Source organism: Nocardioides sp. REDSEA-S30_B4, assembly GCF_001627265.1.
GTDB lineage: Bacteria > Actinomycetota > Actinomycetes > Propionibacteriales > Nocardioidaceae > Nocardioides.
The window spans coordinates 26,789-46,679 of the sequence record NZ_LUPI01000072.1 but is presented as its reverse complement, the minus strand read 5'-3'; the positions used below and the strand labels follow the sequence as shown (position 1 = coordinate 46,679).

The 19,891-nt window shown below is 72.7% G+C and carries 16 protein-coding genes and 1 pseudogene; 8 read left to right on the top strand and 9 right to left on the bottom strand.

What is annotated here, in order from left to right; all coding sequences use genetic code 11:
- Positions 1 to 6: 6 nt before the first annotated feature.
- A complete protein-coding gene (locus A6R01_RS13215; protein ID WP_292606632.1) occupies positions 7 to 2,040 on the top strand; it encodes an HtaA domain-containing protein in 2,034 nt (677 codons plus the stop codon).
- Here A6R01_RS13215 and A6R01_RS13210 read toward each other — a convergent pair.
- Genes A6R01_RS13210 through A6R01_RS13195 form a run of 4 tightly spaced genes read right to left on the bottom strand, consistent with a single transcriptional unit; the run spans position 2,027 to position 4,540 of the window.
- Entirely contained in the window at positions 2,027 to 2,590 is a 564-nt protein-coding gene (locus A6R01_RS13210; protein ID WP_292606609.1) for a TetR/AcrR family transcriptional regulator, read from the bottom strand. The genes A6R01_RS13215 and A6R01_RS13210 overlap by 14 nt on opposite strands.
- Before the next feature lie 9 nt (positions 2,591 to 2,599).
- A complete protein-coding gene (locus A6R01_RS13205) occupies positions 2,600 to 3,316 on the bottom strand; it encodes a TetR/AcrR family transcriptional regulator (RefSeq protein ID WP_292606607.1) in 717 nt (238 codons plus the stop codon).
- A gap of 12 nt (positions 3,317 to 3,328) precedes the next feature.
- On the bottom strand, positions 3,329 to 4,045 hold the full coding sequence (locus A6R01_RS13200) for a purine-nucleoside phosphorylase (protein ID WP_292606605.1): 717 nt from the start codon (positions 4,043 to 4,045) through the stop codon (positions 3,329 to 3,331).
- Between the two features lie 42 nt (positions 4,046 to 4,087).
- On the bottom strand, positions 4,088 to 4,540 hold the full coding sequence (locus A6R01_RS13195) for a gamma-glutamylcyclotransferase family protein (RefSeq protein WP_292606603.1): 453 nt from the start codon (positions 4,538 to 4,540) through the stop codon (positions 4,088 to 4,090).
- 46 nt (positions 4,541 to 4,586) lie between these two features.
- Here A6R01_RS13195 and lpdA point away from each other — a divergent pair, with 46 nt between their 5' ends.
- Together lpdA and A6R01_RS13185 are read left to right on the top strand one after the other, a co-directional pair.
- Positions 4,587 to 5,987, top strand: coding sequence for a dihydrolipoyl dehydrogenase (lpdA, locus tag A6R01_RS13190; protein WP_292606601.1), 1,401 nt, complete (start codon positions 4,587 to 4,589; stop codon positions 5,985 to 5,987).
- A 37-nt stretch (positions 5,988 to 6,024) separates the two neighbouring features.
- Positions 6,025 to 7,419, top strand: a complete 1,395-nt coding sequence (locus tag A6R01_RS13185; RefSeq protein ID WP_292606599.1) for an NAD(P)H-quinone dehydrogenase — start codon at positions 6,025 to 6,027, stop codon at positions 7,417 to 7,419.
- Between the two features lie 37 nt (positions 7,420 to 7,456).
- Here the strand turns inward: A6R01_RS13185 and A6R01_RS13180 are convergent, their stop codons facing one another.
- Together A6R01_RS13180 and A6R01_RS13175 are read right to left on the bottom strand one after the other, a co-directional pair.
- Entirely contained in the window at positions 7,457 to 8,101 is a 645-nt protein-coding gene (locus tag A6R01_RS13180; protein WP_292606597.1) for a hypothetical protein, read from the bottom strand.
- Positions 8,102 to 8,157: 56 nt separating this feature from the next.
- Entirely contained in the window at positions 8,158 to 8,502 is a 345-nt protein-coding gene (locus A6R01_RS13175) for a DUF2200 domain-containing protein (protein WP_292606595.1), read from the bottom strand.
- Positions 8,503 to 8,564: 62 nt separating this feature from the next.
- On the opposite strand from A6R01_RS13175, the gene A6R01_RS13170 reads away from it, so the two are divergent.
- Positions 8,565 to 9,917 carry an MFS transporter gene (locus tag A6R01_RS13170; protein WP_292606593.1) on the top strand — a complete coding sequence of 451 codons (1,353 nt, stop codon included), beginning with the start codon at positions 8,565 to 8,567 and terminating at the stop codon, positions 9,915 to 9,917.
- Between the two features lie 4 nt (positions 9,918 to 9,921).
- Here the strand turns inward: A6R01_RS13170 and A6R01_RS13165 are convergent, their stop codons facing one another.
- Complete coding sequence (locus tag A6R01_RS13165) at positions 9,922 to 10,617, bottom strand: DUF305 domain-containing protein (RefSeq protein ID WP_292606591.1); 696 nt, start codon at positions 10,615 to 10,617, stop codon at positions 9,922 to 9,924.
- 73 nt (positions 10,618 to 10,690) lie between these two features.
- Between A6R01_RS13165 and A6R01_RS13160 the strand changes: the two genes are divergently transcribed.
- From A6R01_RS13160 to A6R01_RS13150, 3 genes are all read left to right on the top strand, one after another.
- A complete protein-coding gene (locus A6R01_RS13160) occupies positions 10,691 to 12,253 on the top strand; it encodes a hypothetical protein (protein WP_292606589.1) in 1,563 nt (520 codons plus the stop codon).
- A gap of 12 nt (positions 12,254 to 12,265) precedes the next feature.
- Positions 12,266 to 13,411 carry a SpoIID/LytB domain-containing protein gene (locus A6R01_RS13155; protein ID WP_292606587.1) on the top strand — a complete coding sequence of 382 codons (1,146 nt, stop codon included), beginning with the start codon at positions 12,266 to 12,268 and terminating at the stop codon, positions 13,409 to 13,411.
- Between the two features lie 125 nt (positions 13,412 to 13,536).
- Positions 13,537 to 14,748 carry a SpoIID/LytB domain-containing protein gene (locus A6R01_RS13150; protein WP_292606585.1) on the top strand — a complete coding sequence of 404 codons (1,212 nt, stop codon included), beginning with the start codon at positions 13,537 to 13,539 and terminating at the stop codon, positions 14,746 to 14,748.
- Here the strand turns inward: A6R01_RS13150 and A6R01_RS13145 are convergent.
- Positions 14,681 to 15,880, bottom strand: a pseudogene (locus A6R01_RS13145) (benzoate/H(+) symporter BenE family transporter). The gene A6R01_RS13150 and the pseudogene A6R01_RS13145 overlap by 68 nt on opposite strands.
- Positions 15,881 to 15,939: 59 nt before the next feature.
- Here A6R01_RS13145 and A6R01_RS13140 point away from each other — a divergent pair.
- Positions 15,940 to 16,476: a helix-turn-helix domain-containing protein gene (locus A6R01_RS13140; RefSeq protein WP_292606583.1), complete on the top strand. Its 537-nt coding sequence runs from the start codon at positions 15,940 to 15,942 to the stop codon at positions 16,474 to 16,476.
- Between the two features lie 6 nt (positions 16,477 to 16,482).
- Here A6R01_RS13140 and A6R01_RS13135 read toward each other — a convergent pair whose 3' ends face one another.
- Complete coding sequence (locus A6R01_RS13135) at positions 16,483 to 19,878, bottom strand: pyruvate carboxylase (RefSeq protein ID WP_292606581.1); 3,396 nt, start codon at positions 19,876 to 19,878, stop codon at positions 16,483 to 16,485.
- Between the last annotated feature and the right edge of the window lie 13 nt (positions 19,879 to 19,891).

The following is a 19,891-nucleotide window of genomic DNA, read 5'->3' as shown; positions in this document are numbered from 1 at the left end:
CGCAGGATGCTCGCGGGCCTGGTGGTCTGCTGCCTCGGCACGCTGCCCGTCGTGCTCGCGGGCATCCTCGCGGCGCCCGCCGTCGCCGACGAGAGCAGCGGTGACACCACCGCGACGGCCCCGGTGCTGCGGTGGGAGGTGTCCCAGCAGTTCGACGACCACCTCAGCAGCCACGAGCTGGGCGGGGGCGCGACCGAGGACTCGGGCGGTGTGGTCACCTTCCCCGGGGGGAGCGGCACCTACGACCCCGCCACCGGCGTCTCCGAGGTGGCCTACCAGGGCTCGGTGAGAGGTGCCTTCCAGCTGGGCCAGGAGTTCTACCACGTCCGCATCGCCGAGCCGGTGCTGCACGTCGACGGCTCCGGGCGCGGGGAGATGACGGCGCTGGTCTCGGCCGCCAACATCGCCGCGCAGGGCGAGGAGGCGCAGAAGACCCAGCCCGCGAGGGTCGTGCTGTTCGGCTTCGACGCCGGCTCGTCCGACTGGTCACCGGACGGTGCGCTCGCCTCGCTGTCGGCGACCCCCGACTGGGCGGGTGTCGTCGAGCCGGGCAGCGACGACGCCGCCGAGCTCGGCATGGACGAGGGGACCCCGATCGACGGCCGCGCCTGGGCCGTCCCCTTCCTGCACCAGATCACCTCCGGTGTCCGCGCCCACTTCTACGCCACCGGCTCGGGCTCGGACGAGAAGAAGCGTCCGGCGGCCTTCGTCGCCCAGGCCACACCCACCGACGTCGTGCCCGAGCCCGAGCCCGCGGCGCCGCTGACCCTGGACTGGGCGGTCTCCCAGGAGTTCACCGACGTCTTCGACCGCAGCCTCTCCGGAGGTGCGACGGAGTCCGACGGGGTCGTCACGTTCCCCGACGGCCGGGGCAGCCACGACGAGGCCACCGGCGTCACCACGGTGTCGTACGCCGGCTCGGTCACCGGATCGGTGCCAGACCCGTTCCTCGGCATCTCGACGCAGTACTCCCTCACGCTCGCCGAGCCGCGGCTCCAGGTGGACGAGACCGGCGCCGGGCAGGTCACGGCCGTGGTGTCCGGCGAGACCCCCAGCCCCCTGTCGGCCGTGCTCCCGATCCTGCCCGGCACGAGCACGACGCCGACCCGGGTGGTCGTCGCGACGTTCTCGGTGACCGGCGAGGACTGGTCCGTCTCCGACGGGGTCGCCACCCTCGGCGCCACCCCGGACTGGGCCGGGGTGGGCAGGAGCTTCCCCGCGGCCTTCCTCGACCAGGTGACCGAGGAGTCGCGCGACCACTTCCGGGCCACCAGCGAGGACCCGGCCCAGGACGCCAAGGCACCGGCGCCGCTCACCGCCACCGCGGTGCACGTCCCGTCACCCGAGCCCGAGCCGGAGCCCGAGCCAGAGCCCGAGCCGGAGACGTGCGAGCCGGCCCCGGCCTCGCCGTCGGTCGCGGTGTCCCGCCTCGACACCACGAGCGGCGACAGCTACCGGATCCTCGGCACCGGCTTCCGCGCGGAGAGCTGCCCCGGCGACAGCGGCGTCTACGTCGGCATCGCCGAGGGCGACGTGCTCCCGGACGTCTCGGAGCGGGAGAACACCGAGCAGTTCCTGGCCGTGGACTGGGTGACCCCCGGACGGATCCTCGACGGGGCGTTCAGCAGCACCCTGTCCCTGCCCGACGGGGCGCCGGAGGGCACGGTCTCCGTCTTCACCTGGCAGGCCCACACGCACTCCAACACCAGCCAGGACACCGTCACCCCCCTGCCCGGGAGGGATGCCGGACCCGTGACGACCACGACCATGCTCCGGGTCCTGAAGAAGCCGGCCGCCGGTGGACGCGGCGCGATGCGCATCCTCGTCACCGCGGACGGCGCGCCGGCCTCGGGCCGGGTGGTGCTGAAGGTCCGCCAGTCCGGCCGGGTCGAGACCCATCGGGCCACGCTGCGCTCGGGCGGCAAGGTGAAGGTGCGGCTGGACCGGGCCAGCGAGGGCAAGCTCGTGGCCATCGCCACCTACGAGGGCGACGAGGACCACGACCGGTCCAAGGACCGGGTCCGCTTCAAGGTGCGCTGACCGCTCGCAGCACGAACGTCGCCACGCTCTCCGGGGCGAGTCCCCGGGGAGCGAGGCAGGCGTGGATGAGCGCGAGCGTCGCGTCGAGGTCGTCGACGGTGAAGAGACCGGCGCGCTGGCCGTCGTCCAGCACCTCGCGCAGCACCTCCTCGACCGCGACGACGTGCTCGCGGATGGCCTCGCGCGACTCGGCCGGGAGCACGCCGTACAGCCGTGGGCCCAGGCCGAGGTGGAACTCCTCGCCGGACGCCAGGTGGTGGTGCACGTAGGCGCGCAGCCGCGCGGCCGGGTCGGGGGCCTGGGCCAGAACCTCCTCGAGACGCTGGAGGTAGCGCGAGGTCTCATGGGTGGCGAAGGCGACCACCACCGATTCCTTGTCGGGGAAGTGGTGGTAGATCGTGGTGCGGCCGACCTCGGCGCCGGCCGCGATCTGCGCCATCGTGATCGCGTCGAAGCTGCGCTCGGCCAGCAGGTCGGCGAAGGCGGCGAAGACGCGCTGGTGGATCTGTGCGCGGTGCTCGGCGAGCGACCCGCCGGTGATCCTGGGCACGGGGCTACGTCAGGTCCGGGGCAGGTCGGCGCGGAGCATGCCGGTGGCCATGAAGACGAGGTTGCGCACGAAGGTCTCGGTGTCCAGCCCCAGGCGCTGCGTCGAGCCGCGCTCCTCGGCCCGGGCACGATCGCCGATGGCCCGCAGGACGAAGGAGGTCAACAGTGCCAGGCGCTCGGCCCGGACCTCCTCGGGCATCTCGGGCATCCGCGCGGAGATGAGCTCGTAGACAGGGACGCCGCCGGTGCGCTCGAGCGCGGCCCGGACGTCGGCGTCCTTGTCGTGCTGCTCGTCGGCGATCAGGTCGGCGACGACCACCAGGTAGCAGCGGCCGCTCCACCCGGTCTCCGAGAGCTCGGTCGCCGGTCGCACCAGCGCCTCCAGGGCCGCGGGGAGGTCGTCGGCGGGGCGCTCCAGCGCCGCCTGGTGCAGGCGGTGCTCGCGCTCGGCCAGGAAGTCGGCGTGCTGCTCGAGCACCGCGGCGAGCAGTCCCTCGCGCGAGCCGAAGTGGTAGTGGACCGCGCCCCGGTTGCGCTGGCCGGCCTGGCGGGTGATGTCGAGCAGCGAGGCGTTGGCGACGCCGTGCTCGGCGAAGGCCCGCGTGGCCGCGACCAGGAGCCGCTCGCGGGTCTCGGCGCCGCTCGAGGCAGGACCGGCGGAGGGACCGGTGGAGGGACCGGTGGCGGGACCGTCAGCGGGTGTGTCCGGGGAGGAGGGTGCGGTCACGGTGGGCTCCTGTCAGATCCGGGGGACGACGCGGCTGAGGAGGTCGCCCATGCGCGAGGCGGCCGCGCGACCGGCCTCGATCACCTCGGAGTGGTCCAGCGGCTGGTCGCTGATGCCGGCCGCCAGGTTGGTGACCAGGCTGATGCCCAGCACCTCCATGCCCGCCTCCCGGGCCGCGATGGCCTCGAGCGTGGTGCTCATGCCCACCAGGTGGCCACCGAGGACACCGGCCATCCGGACCTCGGCCGGCGTCTCGTAGTGCGGTCCGGGGAACTGGACGTAGACGCCCTCGTCGAGGGACGGCTCGACCTCGCGGCACATCGCGCGCAGCCGCGCGGAGTAGAGGTCGGTGAGGTCGACGAAGCGGGCACCCACGATCGGGGAGCGGCCGGTGAGGTTGATGTGGTCGCTGATCAGGACCGGGGTGCCGGGGGTCCAGGACTCCTTGAGGCCACCGCAGCCGTTGGTCAGCACGATCGCCCGGCAACCGGCGGCGGCGGCCGTGCGCACGCCGTGCACGACGGCCTCCACGCCCTTGCCCTCGTAGTAGTGGGTGCGGGAGAGGAAGACCAGCAGCTGGCGGTCGCCGGCGCGCACCGAGGCGTCCACGGCCGGGAGCCAGCCGGACCCGAGGACCAGCGCGACGTCGTGGCGCTCGACCCCCGTCAGCTCCGCGAGGCGGGCGGCAGCGTCGTCGGCGCGGGTGTAGGGCGTCGGCTCGTCAGTCACGAGCGGTGAGGATACGCCCTCCGGTCCCGTGGAGGGACCGACTCACAGACCCGTCGAGCGGCAGGGGCGCCGTCGCAGGGCGGCGACGTAGTCGTCGGGCGCGTCGGCGGCCTCGGCGGCGTCGGCCAGCACACCCAGGTGCAGGGCGGAGGGCAGCCCGCCCTCGTAGGCGTCGAGGACGTAGGCCCAGGCCACGACCTCACCGGTCAGCGTGGAGACCCGCACCTTGGTCTTGCGGTAGAGCCCGCTGTCGGCGGACTCCCAGCCGTCCAGGGCCGTCTCGTCCTCACGGGTCACGTCGTAGATCGCCACGAAGACCTGCTCGAAGGCGTCCTGGACGATGGTCGGCAGGGCGCCGTCCCACCCGTGCTCCTCACCACCGAACGTCAGTCGCCAGCCCTCCAGCCAGCCCGTCGTGCGCAGCGGCGAGTGCGGGCAGCGCTCGCTCATCCGGGCGGGATCGAGGTTGGTCCCGTAGGCGGCGTAGAGCGTCACGACACCGAAGGCTAACGCTCGTGCGTCCGGGACTAGGGTGGACCTCGTGACGACCCACTTCGATGTCCTCGTTCTCGGTGCAGGCCCCGGCGGCTACGTGGCCGCCATCCGCGCGGCGCAGCTCGGCAAGACCGTCGCCGTCGTGGAGGAGAAGTACTGGGGCGGTGTGTGCCTCAACGTCGGCTGCATCCCCTCCAAGGCGCTGCTGAAGAACGCCGAGCTCGCCCACACGCTCACCCACGAGAAGGCGAAGTTCGGCATCGAGGGCGACGCCACGATGTCCTTCGGCCCCACCCACGCGCGCAGCCGCAAGGTCAGCGAGGGGATCGTCAAGGGCGTCCACTTCCTGATGAAGAAGAACAAGATCACCGAGATCGACGGCTGGGGCACCCTCACCGGCCCGACCTCGATCGACGTCAAGGACAAGGACGGTGGGACCACCTCCTACACCTGCGACGACCTGATCATCGCCACCGGCGCGAAGGTCCGGCTGCTGCCCGGCCTGGAGCTGAGCGAGAACGTCGTGACCTACGAGGAGCAGATCCTCGACTCCGACCTGCCCTCCTCGATGATCATCGGCGGCTCCGGTGCGATCGGTGTCGAGTTCGCCTACGTGATGAAGAACTTCGGCGTCGACGTCACGATCGTGGAGTTCCTCGACCGCATCGTCCCCACCGAGGACGCGGACGTGTCCAAGGAGCTCGCCAAGCACTACAAGAAGCTCGGCGTGAAGATCATGACCTCCACGAAGGTGGAGAAGGTCGAGGACACCGGCTCGGGCGTCAAGGTCACCGTCAGCCCCGCCGACGGCGGCGAGAGCCAGGTGCTCGAGGCCGACAAGTTCCTCGCCGCCTTCGGCTTCGCGCCCCGCCTGGACGGCTACGGGCTCGAGGCCGCCGGAGTCGCGGTCTCCGATCGCGGTGCCATCGAGATCGACGAGTTCTGCCGCACCAACGTCGAGCACGTCTACGCGATCGGCGACGTCACCGGGAAGCTCATGCTGGCCCACGTCGCCGAGGCGATGGGCATCGTGGCCGCCGAGACCCTCGCCGGCGCCGAGACCATGCCGGTCGAGTACGACTTCGTCCCGCGCGCCACCTACTGCCAGCCGCAGATCGGCTCCTTCGGCTACTCCGAGGCGCAGGCCAAGGAGAAGGGCTACGACGTCAAGACCGCGACCTTCCCGTTCTCGGCCAACGGCAAGGCCCAGGGCCTCGGCGAGGCCATCGGGTTCGTGAAGGTGATCGCCGACGCCGAGCACAACGAGATCATCGGCGCGGCCATGATCGGCCCCGACGTCACCGAGCAGCTGCCGGTGCTGACGCTGGCGCAGAAGTGGGACCTCACCGCCGACGAGGTCGCGCGCAACGTCTTCGCCCACCCGACGCTGTCGGAGGCCGTGAAGGAAGCGGTGCACGGCATCACCGGCCACATGATCAACTTCTGAGCCACATCGACCACCAGCTGACCCGGAGGGGAGCCGCATGACCGACCGCGTCGTCATCGTCGGGGGAGGCCCCGGCGGCTACGAAGCAGCCCATGTCGCCGCCCAGCTGGGCGCCGAGGTGACCATCGTCGACACCGACGGCCTCGGTGGCTCGGCGGTGCTGACCGACTGCGTGCCCAGCAAGACCCTCATCGCCACCGCCGAGGTGATGACCGAGGTCGCCGAGGCCGGCGAGCTCGGGATCACCATGCGCGACAAGGAGGGTGACGCCGCGTCCGGCATCGCCGTCGACCTCGCGCGGGTCAACACCCGCGTGAAGGCGCTGGCGGCCGACCAGTCCCGCGACATCGCCCGCCGCATCGACCGCGACGGCGTGCAGGTCGTCCAGGGGCGGGGCCGTCTCGACGGCCCCGGCCGCGTGGTGGCCACGGCCGCCGACGGTTCGGAGACGACGCTGGAGGCCGACGCCGTCCTCGTCGCGACCGGTGCCGCGCCCCGCACGCTGCCCAGCGCCCAGCCCGACGGCGAGCGCATCCTGACGTGGGAGCAGGTCTACGACCTCGACGAGCGGCCCGAGTCGCTGGTCGTCGTGGGGTCGGGCGTCACCGGGGCCGAGTTCGCCTCGGCGTACCAGGCGCTCGGCATCCCCGTCACCCTCGTCTCCTCCCGTGACCGGGTGCTGCCCGGGGAGGACGCCGACGCCTCGCTCGTGCTCGAGGAGGTCTCCAAACGCCGCGGCATGAACGTGCTGTCGAAGTCGCGCATGGAGTCGGTGACCCGCGACGGGGACGTCGTCACCGTGGCCCTGACCGACGGCCGCGAGGTGCAGGCCTCGCACTGCATCCTGGCGCTCGGGTCGGTCCCCAACACCGCCGACATGGGCCTGGAGGAGGCCGGCGTCCAGCTCAAGGACGGCGGGTTCGTCTGGGTCGACCGGGTCTCGCGCACCTCGGCGCGGGGCGTGTACGCCGCCGGCGACTGCACGGGCGTGCTGATGCTCGCCTCGGTGGCCGCGATGCAGGGCCGGATCGCGATGTGGCACCTGCTCGGCGACACCGTGCACCCGCTGGACCTGAAGAAGGTCTCCTCCAACGTCTTCACCGCCCCGGAGATCGCGACGGTGGGCTGGTCGCAGCAGGCCGTCGACTCCGGGGAGATCCAGGCCGAGGTCGTCATGCTGCCGCTGTCGGGCAACCCGCGGGCCAAGATGCAGGGCGTCCGCGACGGCTTCGTGAAGCTCTTCATCCGTCCCGGCACCGGCATCGTCGTCGGCGGAGTCGTCGTGGGGCCGCGGGCCTCCGAGCTGATCCACCCCGTCTCGATCGCGGTGGCGGAGTCACTGACCGCCGACCAGCTGGCCCAGGCGTTCACGGTCTACCCGTCGATGAGCGGGTCGATCGCCGAGGCGGCCCGGAGGCTGCACCGGGTCTGAGCCGTGTCCGGGCCGGGTCTGAGCCGGGCTGGGGCGGTCAGCCCCTGACCGTGATCGAGATGCCGGCCAACGAGGCGTGGATGCGGGCCTCGGTGAGCGCTGCGGTGACCAGCGGGCCGTGCTCGACGGACTCCGCGAGCGGCATGCTCGTGAAGTGGGCGGCCGACGGTGCCTGCCACCACGGGACGTAGCGGTCCCCGACCCGCACCTCGCGATGGGCGGGGTCAGCACCGGTCTCGACGCGCAGCTCGCACCCCCGGCACACCTCCACCCTGCGACTGCTGCCGTGCGGGGGAGCCCAGTCGAGACGGGCCACCGCGGGCCCGTGCTGGGGGTTGAAGAAGCACGGTCCGCGTCGCGGGGGCAACGGCTCGCCGGCCTCCAGGGCCCGGACCGCGGCGAGCTCCCAGCGCGCCAGCTGGAGCACCTCGTCGAGGCGGTCGACGTCGTCGGTGCTGTCCGCGGCGTCGAGCATCCCGCGCGCCCGGTCGTAGCCCTCCAGGGCGAACCGGTGGTGCTCGCGGACCTCCTGGGAGGCCTCGGGCGGCAGTGCCAGGCCGGCGACGTCCTCGCCGAGGACCATCAGGTCCTCGCGCGCCAGGCGCTTCGCAGCCCGGAACGCCTGCCGCTCGAGCAGGTGGGCCTCGCGCCGCTCACGGCGCCGGCGGATGGGGTTCCACATGAGCGATACCTGTCCCGTGGTGGAGGGTGTGAAACGCCGCGGTCGGGTGGACGGCGTCAGGAGGAGCGGAGCACCTTCTCCAGCGGGCGACCCTTGGCCAGCTCGTCGACGAGCTTGTCGAGGTAGCGGATGCGGCGCATCAGCGGGTCCTCGACCTCCTGGACCTTCACCCCGCACACGGACCCGGTGATGAGGGAGACGTCGGGGTTGAGCTCGACGGCGTCGAAGAAGTCCTCGAAGGTCGTGCCGGCGTCGAGGTGCTGCTGCACCTGCGCGGGGGAGAGGCCGGTCAGCCAGGTCACCACGGCGTCCAGCTCCTCCCGGGTCCGGCCCTTGCGCTCGACCTTCGCGACGTAGTGCGGGAAGACCGAGGCGACGCTGGTCGTGTAGAGGCGGTGCATGGCTGCTGACCCTACGTAATGGATGCGACAGATGTCGGTCCGGAGGGACAGAATCCGCGGCGATGTTCACCGCTCTGCTCCGCCACGCCCGCCCGCCCTCGCCACTGGCCGGGAGGCTGGCTCGACAGTCGCTCCTCTTCGCCCTCGGCGACGGCGCGTTCCTCGCCGGCTCGGCGGTGTTCTTCACCGTCGTCGTCGGACTGCGACCGGTTGAGGTGGGGCTGGGGCTGACCATCGCGGGGGTCGCGGCGTTCCTGGCCGCGCTGCCGATGGGCAAGCTCGTGGACCGGTTCGGACCGCGCCGGATGTGGGCGGTCAGCGCCGTGGGACAGGCGTCGATGTTCGCGCTGTGGCCCTTCATCGAGGGCTTCTCGACCTACGTCGCGATGGCGGTCGCGATGGAGGTCATCGGTGTGCTCGGGGGCGCGGCGCACGGGGCCTACACGATCGACGTGCTCCCCCCGGGCGAGCGGGTGCAGTCGCGTGCCTACATGTACTCCGCGCTCAACGCCGGCTTCACCATCGGCGCCGCGGTGGGTCTGCTCGCCCTCGCGGTGCCGGGCGACCTGCTCCTGCAGGGGCTGCCGTGGTTCACCGCGTCGGTCTTCCTCGTCAACGCCGCCGCGATCACCCGGCTGCCCGACGCCTCCCACGACTCCAAGACCCCCGAGGAGCGCAAGGCCAAGGTCCCCGGGCCCGGTCCGCTGCGCAACCCGGGCTGGATGGCCACCACCTTCCTGCTCGGCGTCTCCTGGACCAACCAGGTCCTGCTGCACATGGTGATCCCGCTGTGGGTGGTCAGCGAGACCGATGCCCCGCGATGGCTGGTGGCGCTGCTGCTGGCCACGAACACCGTCATGTGCATCGTGCTGCCGATGGCCGCGGCACGCGGAGTGGCCGACGTGCCGACGGCGCTGAGGGCGATGCGACTGTCGTCCGTCTTCATCGTGGTGTCCTGCGTCATCACGATGGCGACGCACGAGACGGTCGGCTGGGTGACGATCCTGCTGATCTGGCTCGGGCACGTGACCCTGACCGGCGCCGAGCTGAAGCTGTCGGCGGCGAGCTGGACCTTCGAGGCCGATCTGATGGACCCGCGGCAGCGAGGCAGGTACCAGGGCGCGGCCGAGTTCAGCGGCACCCTGGGGCGGGTCTGGGCGCCGGCGGCGTACACCTTCCTCGCGATCACGTGGAGCGCGTGGGGATGGATGGTGATCGCCGGCATCATCGTGCTGGCCACCGTGGCCATCCACCCGGCCGCGACGTACGCCCGACGGTGGCTGGAGGAGCGCGTCCCGGCCGACGTGCTCGCGGACGCTCGATCCTCGGTGCCCGACGCCGAGGAGGCGATCGCGGTCGGGCCGCCGTCGCTCATCGACACCGACACCGCGGTGATGGACCGGCCCTCGCCGTGATGCCCTAGCCCAGCTGGTCGAGCAGCCGCTCCATGCGGGCGATCTCGGCGAGCTGGCCGGTCGCGACCTCCTCCATCAGCTCCAGGACGCGCGCGTTCGTCGACTCCGGCATCCCCTCGGTCGCCATCTGCACGGCCCCGTCGTGGTGGCGGATCATCCCCTCAAGGAAGAGCCGGTCGAACTCCGTGCCCTCCGCCCGGATGAGCGCGGCCATCTCCTCCGGCGTCAGCAGCCCGGCCATCCCGGCGTGGCCGTGGGCGGCGTGGTCCCACTCCGAGGGGTCGTCGCCGGTCTCGGGCACGTCGAGCCCCTCGGCCGCCAGCCACTGGCTCATCAGCCAGATCTCCGGCGCCTGCGCCGCGTCGATGCGGCGCGCCAGCGCTAGCACCTCGGCCGACGAGGCCCGCTCGGGGGCCAGCGCCGCCATCTCCAGCGCCTGACGGTGGTGCGGGATCATCATCTGCACGAAGGCCAGGTCGGCGTGGCTCCAGCCCGGGACCTCGACGTCGATCGGCCCGGACGCGGTGGCGACCGGCTCCCCGGGTGCCCCCGGCACCAGCTCGCGGACCTGCGAGGTCGGGCTCGCCGCCGGGTCGGGTGCGGCCGAGGGCTCGGACCCGGTGCACGCGGGCAGCGCGAGGAGCACGGACCCGGCGAAGAAGGCGGACGCCAGACGGCGTGGCGTGGATGACAGGCGCATGACGTTTCCATTGCACCACGCGACGTTCGCGTCCGACCCGTAACCTCCGGCCCGGTTCGACGGTTGCACGGCCATGAGCCACCGCTCCCTCCCCTCCACGCGCGCCCGACTCTCCTTCGCCGGCCTGGCCGTGACCCTCGCGGCGGGCCTCGGCATGACGGCGGTCAACGTCTCCGCCGAGGCCGACCCCGGGGTCCGAGCCTGCACCGCCGAGGAGTACGCCGCCCTCGTCGATGCCGGCGACAACTTCGCCCTCGGCTGCCAGCTGCCCGGGTCGGCCCTCGCGGACATCACGGCGGGCCTCGCCGACGCCCTGGCGCAGGAGCCGCTGCCGCTGACCAGCGAGGACGAGGTCGACAAGTCCGACAACGTCGAGCTGGTCGCGCACCTCCCGCTGGAGGGCAGCTTCGCCGAGGAGGGTGCCTACGGCACCGACATGGCGTTCAGGGGCCGCTGGCTCTACGACGGCAACTACAGCGGCTTCCAGGTCTTCGACATCAAGAAGCCGACCAAGCCCAAGCGTGTCGCGCAGGTGTTCTGCCCCGGCGGGCAGGGCGACCTGTCGGTCCACAAGAACATCCTGGTGATGAGCGTGGACGCCAGCCGTAGCGACGACTCGTGCTCGAGCACCGCTCTGTCGGCGACCGAGAAGTCGGCCTGGGAGGGCCTGCGGGTCTTCGACGTCTCCAACCCCCGCAAGCCCAAGTACGTCGCGGCCGTGGAGACCGACTGCGGCTCCCACACCCACACGCTGGCCCCGACGAAGAACGGCAAGTCCCTGTTCGTCTACGTGTCGTCGTACTCGCCGAGCGCGGACTACCCCGACTGCCAGCCGCCGCACGACAAGATCTCGGTCGTGAAGATCCCGGTGAAGAAGCCGGCGCGCGCGAAGCTCGCGGCCACCCCGGTCCTCTTCCCCGACGGCGGCAACCCGGGCGGTCCGATCCCGCTGCTGACCTCGAGCTCGACCAGCGGCTGCCACGACATCACCGCCTACCCCAGCAAGGACATCGCGGCCGGCGCGTGCATGGGCGACGGCATCCTGCTCGACATCAGCAAGCGCAAGAAGCCGAAGGTGACCGAGGTCGTGACCGACGACCTGAACTTCGCCTTCTGGCACTCCGCCACCTTCAACAACGCCGGCACCAAGGTGCTGTTCACCGACGAGCTCGGCGGCGGCTCGCTGCCGACCTGCCACCCCGGCTTCGGCCCCACCAAGGGTGCGAACGGGATCTACGACATCGTCGACGGGCAGCTGGAGTTCCAGAGCTACTACAAGATCTCGCGCATCCAGGCCCTCACCGAGAACTGCGTGGCACACAACGGCTCGCTGATCCCGGTCAAGGACAAGGACATCATGGTCCAGGCGTGGTACCAGGGCGGCTTCTCGGTCTTCGACTTCACCGACTCCGCGAACCCGACCGAGTTCGCCTACTGGGACCGCGGCCCCATCTCGACGACGAGCCTCGAGCTCGGCGGCGCCTGGTCGGTCTACTGGTACAACGGCTACATCTACTCCAGCGACATCACGCGCGGCCTGGAGGTCTTCTCGATCGACGACCCGATCGTGAACGCGGCCAAGAAGGTCACGATGGGCACCTTCAACGCTCAGTCGCAACCAACCTATGGCGGGTGATGTCATAGGGGCATGGGAACTCGGACCCTCGCCTTCACCGTCACGCTGACCCTCGGGCTCCTGGCCCCGACCGCGCCTGCCGCTGCGGCCGACCCCCTGGAGCTCGAGGGTCGCGGTTTCGGGCACGGCATCGGCCTCTCGCAGTACGGCGCCCAGCGCGCCGCCGGCCAGGGCGTGGGGTGGAAGGAGATCGTCCGCACCTACTACCCGGGCGCACGGCTGGGGAAGGTCGGCGGTGCGGTCGACGTCCTGGTCTCCGCCGACGACGACGGGGACACCCGGGTGCTGGCCCGCTCCGGGCTCACCCTCACCAAGGTCGGTACGACGAAGCGCTGGTCCCTCCAGCGGCTGGACCGTCGCGCGAAGCAGTGGCGGGTCCGCGCCGACGGCCGGGGCCGCAGCGTGCTGCAGGCGCGCCGCGGCGGCGGGGGCTGGCGCACCAGCAAGCGGTTCGGCGGGGACGCGGAGTTCTCCGGCAGGGGGCCGATCACCCTGGTGACCCCCGAGGGCCGCACCGACTACCGGGGACGGCTGCGCTCGGCCTCGGCCGACGACTCCGGCACCGACCGGGATACCGTCAACCGGGTCTCCCTGGAGGACTACCTGCGCGGGGTCGTGCCCCAGGAGGTGCCGGCGCTGTGGGACCCCGACGCGGTGCGGGCCCAGGCGGTCGCGGCCCGCACCTATGCGGCCTTCGAGCGGGGGGAGCCGCTGGCGTCGCACTACGAGATCTGCGACACCGACCGGTGCCAGGTCTACGGCGGCGCCTCCGCGGAGCACCCCGCCTCCGACGACGCCATCCGCGCGACCCGGAAGAAGGTGCTCGTCACGGGCGGCGAGCCGATCTTCGCGCAGTTCTCCGCGAGCAACGGCGGCTACAGCGTCGCCGGGCCCTTCGACTACCTGCCTGCGCGCGAGGACCCGTGGGACCCCTTCACCTGGAGCCGGACGATCTCGGTGTCGGACCTCGAGACGGCCTTCGACACCGTCGGTGACTACGAGAGCATCGAGGTCGTCGAGCGCGACGGGCGAGGGGCCTTCGGCGGTCGGGTCGTGCGGGTGACGGTGACCGGCAGCGAGGGCTCCAGCACCGTCAGCGGCGACACCTTCCGCATCCGGCTGGGCCTGCCCAGCACCCTGCTGCGCGAGGTGCCCTGAACTACAGATCTGTAGTTCGCGCGAGGCCATTGCCGCTCCGTGTGACGCATGGTGCGATGGGGTGCTGGTGTGGTCACACCGGCCTCCTCGCCCCCCTCCGCACCAGCCGTCACAGGAGTCCACCGATGCTCGTCCGCGCCCTCGTCCTGGCGGTCGCCACGGCCCTGGTCGCGGTCCCCGCGCCCGCCTCGGCGGCCTCCGACCGGTGGGACGTCCAGGGCGAGCCGACGCTGCGCATCCAGGGCCGCGGCTACGGCCACGGCCACGGCATGTCGCAGCACGGCGCGGAGGGTGCGGCCCGCGAGGGCCTGAGCGCCGCCGAGATCCTGTCCTTCTACTACCCGGGCACCGACGCCGGGCGCGCCGCGGGTCGGATCAGCGTGCTGGTCAGCGCCGACACGAGCGACGACCTGGTGGTGCGACCCCGGCGCACGCTGCGCATGACCGACCTCGGGACGGGCGAGCACACGGTGCTGCCCGAGCAGCCCGACGGGGTGGACGTGCAGGCCTGGCGGGTCCGCCAGGACCGCAAGGGTCGGGCGAAGGTGGCCTACCTGCCCCGGGGCGCCAAGGACTCCGGCGGTTGGCGCAAGCTCCTCGTCCTGCAGGGCGAGGGGGAGTTCTACGCCAAGAACAAGCCGATCACCCTCGTCCTCCCCGGCGGCACCGAGCGGGCCTACCGCGGCAAGCTCCGCGCCGCCGCACCCTCGCAGGGCAGCCAGGCCCGCGACACCGTCAACCGGCTCCGGCTGGAGGACTACCTCCGCGGCGTCGTCCCCCTGGAGATGCCCGCCTCCTGGAGCCCCGCGGCGGTCCAGGCCCAGGCGGTGGCCGCGCGCACCTACGCGGCGTACGAGCGGGCCCACCCGCGCGCCGGTCACTACCAGGTCTGCGACACGACCTCCTGCCAGGTCTACGGCGGTGCCTCCGCCGAGCACCCCGCCTCCGACGCCGCCATCCGCGAGACCAAGGGCCAGGCCCGCGTCGTCGACGGCCAGCCCGCCTTCACGCAGTTCTCCGCCAGCAGCGGGGGGTGGACCTCCGCCGGCTCGCGGGACTACCTCGTCGCGCAGGAGGATCCCTACGACGGCCACGACGGCAACCCGGTCCACGGCTGGTCGGTGACCGTGACCGACGACCGGATCGAGTCGCAGTGGCCGGCCCTCGGCGACCTGCGCAAGGTCGAGGTGCTCTCCCGCGACGGCAACGGCCAGTGGGGTGGCCGGGTGCGCTCGATCCGGCTGACGGGCTCGCAGGGCAAGGTGACGCTCAGCGGCGATGCGTTCCGCTTCGGGCTGGGACTGCGCTCGACGTGGGTGACGGTGCGGACGGGCTGACCCGCCGCAGCACCAGCCCCACCACCAGCGCCCAGAACGCGGCGCCGACGCCGAGGATGCTCACGCCCGAGGCGGCGACCACCAGGCAGCCGATGGCGGCCAGCCGGTCCGCCGGGTCGGCGAGCGCGTCGGAGAGGGAGGCCGCCAGCGTGCCGAGCAGCGCCAGCCCGGCAGCCGATTGCACGACCCCGTCCGGGGCCGCGGCCACGAGTGCCGTCAGCGCGCCCGCGCCCGCGGCGAGCACGAGGTAGGTGAGCGCCGCGGAGACCGAGGCGCGCCAGCGCTGGTCCCGGTCGGGGCCGGCGGCCGGCCCCGCGGTCAGCGCGGCGGTGATCGCGGCCAGGTTGACCGCGTGCCCGCCCAGCGGGGCGACGAGCAGCGTCCCGAGCCCGGTGACGCCCATCGACTCCCGCTACGGGACGCGGTAGCCGAAGCTGCCCATCACCGCGACGCCGGGGACGTTCTGGGAGGCCATGGTGACGACGTACAACGGCAGCGTGACCCCGACCATCGCCTGCCACGACCACGTCGGCGCGGTGAGAGCGAGCGTGGGCAGCAGGTCCCCGGCGGCCACCGCGTCCCCGGCGGTCACGACCACCACGACCAGCGCCACGACCAGTGCGGCGGGCACCGCCCAGCGGGCCGCCCGGCGCTGCAGCACCAGCCAGGTCAGCACGACCGGCGCGACCATGGCCGGGGAGTCGGCCAGCGCGAGGACGGGCTCGACGCACAGCGGCAGCAGGACGCCGGCCAGCATCGCCCGGGCCAGGGACGGCGGGATCGCGGCCACGAGGTCGCCGAACCTCGGCACCAGCCCGGTCAGCACGACCAGGACGCCCGTCGCCACGAACGCGCCGACCGCGGCGGGCCACCCGCCCTGGACGGCGCCGGTGGTCACCAGGAGCGCCGCGCCCGGGGTGGACCAGGCCAGCGAGACCGGGGTGCGGTGCCGCAGCGCGAGCCAGAGCATCCCCAGGGCCTGGGCGACGCAGAGCGCCAGCAGGCCAGACGCCGCCTGGTCCGGGGTGGCGCCGACGGCGGTCAGCCCGGCGAGCACGACGACGAAGGAGGAGGAGAACCCGACGACGGCCGCGACCACCCCCGCGCTGACCGGGGTCCCCTGTTCGTGCATGGTGGCTCCTGCGAGGTAGTACCGTTCCGTTTACGGAACAGACTGTAGGGGAGGCCGGCGTGGCCGGACCAGGCGCGTCCACGGGAGCCCGCATCCGCGCGCTGCGCGAGGAGCGGGGCATGTCGCTCAGCGCGCTCGCGGCCGCCGCCGGCATCGGGAAGGCCACCCTCTCCGAGCTCGAGGGCGGGCGCCGCAACCCCACCCTCGACACCGTGTACGCCGTCGCCGGCCCGCTCGGTGTCCCGCTGGTCGCCCTCGTGGCGGAGGCGGGCGCCTCCGACGCGCTGAGCGACGACGCCCTCACCGCGGTCCGCCTGCACCTGCTGACCGAGCCCGACCGCACCACGGAGGTCTACCTCGTCCGCGTGCGACCCGGGGCCGAGCGCTCCTCGCCCGCCCACGCCGCCGGCGCGGTCGAGCAGCTCGTGGTGCTGTCGGGGGAGGGGCGGCTGAGCTACGGGGCGGCCGGGGAGGAGCAGGTGGTCGACCTGGTCCCCGGCACGCACGTGCACTGGCCCGCCGACGTGCCGCACGCCTACGCGTGCACGTCGTCGGTGGAGCTCAGTGCGGTCGACGTGATCGTCACGCCGACCTGAGCGGCCTCACGCGGGGCTGAGCACCACCACGAGGTCGCCGCCGTCGACCGCCTGGGTGCCCGAGAGGGCCACCCGCTGCACGGTGCCGGCCATCGGCGCGGTGATCGCGGCCTCCATCTTCATCGCCTCGATCGTCGCCACGGTCTCGCCGGCCTCGACCTGCTGACCGGCCTCGACGACGACCGACACGACGCCCTGGAACGGCGCGGCCACGTGACCGGGCGTGCCCGGGTCGGCCTTCTCCGCGGCCGCCACCTCGGCCGAGACGCTCGTGTCGCGGACCGCGACCGGGCGGATCTGGCCGTTGACGGTGGCCATCACGGTGCGGAAGCCGCGCTCGTCGGGCTCGCTGATCGACTGCAGGCCCAGGATGAGGGTCTTGCCCTCCTGCAGGGTCACCTCGTGCTCGACGCCGCTGCGCAGCCCGTAGAGGTAGTCCAGCGTGGACAGCACCGAGGTGTCGCCGTAGGTCTCGCGGGACTCCGCGAAGGACCGCGTCGGGCCGGGGAACAGCAGCTCGTTCAAGGTCCGCCGCCGGGCACTCTCCAGGCCCGCCGACTGCTCCGCGGTGAGCTCGGCCGCGGGCTGCTTCCAGGTGCGGCCGGCCAGCGCCTTGCTGCGGAACGGCTCGGGCCAGCCGCCCGGCGGGTCGCCGAGCTCGCCGTTGAGGAACCCGATGACGGAGTCGGGCAGGTCGAAGCGGCTGGGGTCCTCGGCGAACTCGGCCGGGTCGGCGCCCAGACCGACCAGCGCCAGCGCCAGGTCGCCGATCACCTTCGAGCTCGGGGTCACCTTCGGGACGTTGCCGAGGATGTCGTTGGCGGCGGCGTACATGTCCTCGACCTGCTCGAAGCGCTCGCCGAGGCCGAGGGCGATCGCCTGCTGGCGCAGGTTGGAGAGCTGCCCACCGGGGATCTCGTGCCGGTAGACGCGACCGGTCGGGGCGGTGAGCCCGGACTCGAAGGGCGCGTAGACCCGGCGCACGGCCTCCCAGTAGGGCTCCAGCGCGTTGACCGCCGCGAGCGACAGCCCGGTCTCGCGCTCGGAGTGGTCGGTGGCCGCGACCAGCGCCGAGAGCGGTGGTTGGCTGGTCGTGCCGGCCATCGAGGAGGTCGCGGCGTCCACGGCGTCGACCCCGGCCTCGATCGCCGCGGTCAGGGTGGCGAGCTGGCCGCCGGTGGTGTCGTGGGTGTGCAGGTGCACCGGCAGGTCGAAGCGCTCGCGCAGCGCGGTGACGAGGCGTCGGGCCGCGGGGGCGCGGAGCAGGCCGGCCATGTCCTTGATCGCCAGCACGTGCGCGCCGGCGTCGACGATCCGCTCGGCCAGGCGCAGGTAGTAGTCGAGGGTGTAGAGGCTCTCGCCGGGGTCGGAGAGGTCGCCGGTGTAGCAGAGCGCGACCTCGGCCAGCGCGCTGCCGGTGGAGCGGACCGCCTCGATGGCCGGGCGCATCTGCTCGACGTCGTTGAGGGCGTCGAAGATCCGGAAGACGTCGAGGCCGGTGTCGACCGCCTCCTGCACGAACGCGTCGGTGACCGCGGTGGGGTAGGGCGTGTAGCCGACGGTGTTGCGACCGCGCAGCAGCATCTGCAGGCACACGTTGGGCACGGCCTCGCGCAGAGCGGCCAGCCGCTCCCACGGGTCCTCGGCCAGGAAGCGCAGCGCGACGTCGTACGTCGCCCCGCCCCAGCACTCCAGGCTCCACAGCTCCGGGGTGGTGCGCGCGACGTGCGGCGCGACGGCCAGCAGGTCGGCCGTGCGGACCCGGGTGGCGAGGAGCGACTGGTGCGCGTCGCGGAAGGTCGTGTCGGTCACCGCGACCCGGTCCTGGGCGCGCAGGCGCCGGGCGAACTCCTCGGGGCCGACCTCGCGCAGCAGCTGGCGGGTGCCGGCCGGCGGGGCGGCGTCGAGGTCGATGGCCGGGAGCTTGGTCGTCGGGTCCAGCTCGACGGGGGCCGCGCCGTGCGGCTGGTTGACCGTCACCTCGGCCAGGTAGGTCAGCAACTTGGTGCCGCGGTCGCCGCTGCCGCGGGCCTGCAGCAGCTCGGGGTGGGTCTCGATGAAGGCGGTGGTGACGCGTCCGGCGGCGAAGTCGGGGTCGTCGAGCACCGCCTGGACGAAGGGGATGTTCGTGGAGACACCGCGGATGCGGAACTCCGCGAGCGCACGGCGGGCCTTGTCGACGGCCTGCTCGAAGGTGCGGCCGCGACAGGTCAGCTTGGCCAGCATCGAGTCGAAGTGCGCGGAGACCTCGGCGCCGGTGTAGACCGTGCCGCCGTCCAGGCGCACGCCACCGCCGCCGGGGGAGCGGTAGGTCGTGATGACGCCGGTGTCTGGGCGGAAGTTGTTGGCCGGGTCCTCGGTGGTGATGCGGCACTGCAGGGCGGCGCCGCGCAGCCGCACGGTGTCCTGGGAGAGGCCGAGGTCGGCGAGCGTCTCGCCCGCGGCGATCCGCATCTGGGACTGCACCAGGTCGACGTCGGTCACCTCCTCGGTGACGGTGTGCTCGACCTGGATGCGGGGGTTCATCTCGATGAAGACGTAGTGGCCGTCGGGGTCGAGGAGGAACTCCACGGTGCCGGCGTTCTTGTAGCCGATCTCGCGGGCGAAGCGGACGGCGTCGGCGCAGATCCGGTCGCGCAGCTCGGGGTCGAGGTTGGGCGCGGGCGCGATCTCGACGACCTTCTGGTGCCGGCGCTGCACCGAGCAGTCGCGCTCGAAGAGGTGGATGACGCCGTCGGGACCGGTGCCGTCGGAGAGGATCTGCACCTCGATGTGGCGCGGGTCGACCACGGCCTGCTCGATGAAGACCGTCGGGTCGCCGAAGGCGGCGTCGGCCTCGCGCATGCAGGTCTCGACGGCCTCGCGCAGGGCGCCGGGGGAGTCGACGCGGCGCATGCCGCGCCCGCCGCCGCCGGCCACGGCCTTCACGAAGAGCGGGTAGGGGATCTCGCTGGCCCCGGCCGCCGCCACCAGGGCGTCGACGTCGGTGTCGGGCTCGACGCTCTTCAGCGTCGGGACACCGGCGGCCTTGGCGGCCGCGATGGCGCGTGCCTTGTTGCCGGTGAGCTCGAGGACCTCCGAGCCGGGACCGATGAAGGTGATGCCCGCGGCCGCGCACGCCTCGGCCAGCGCCGGGTTCTCCGACAGGAAGCCGTAGCCCGGGTAGACCGCGTCCGCACCGGCGCGGACCGCGACCTCGACGATGCCCTCGGGGTCGAGGTAGGCGCGGACCGGGTGGCCGCGCTCACCGATCTCGTAGGCCTCGTCGGCCTTCAGCCGGTGCTCGGACCAGCGGTCCTCGTGCGGGAACACCGCGACCGTGCGCGCCCCGAGCTCGTAGGCGGCGCGGAACGCGCGGACCGCGATCTCGCCCCGGTTGGCCACCAGCACCTTGGAGAACATGTCGGGAACCTAC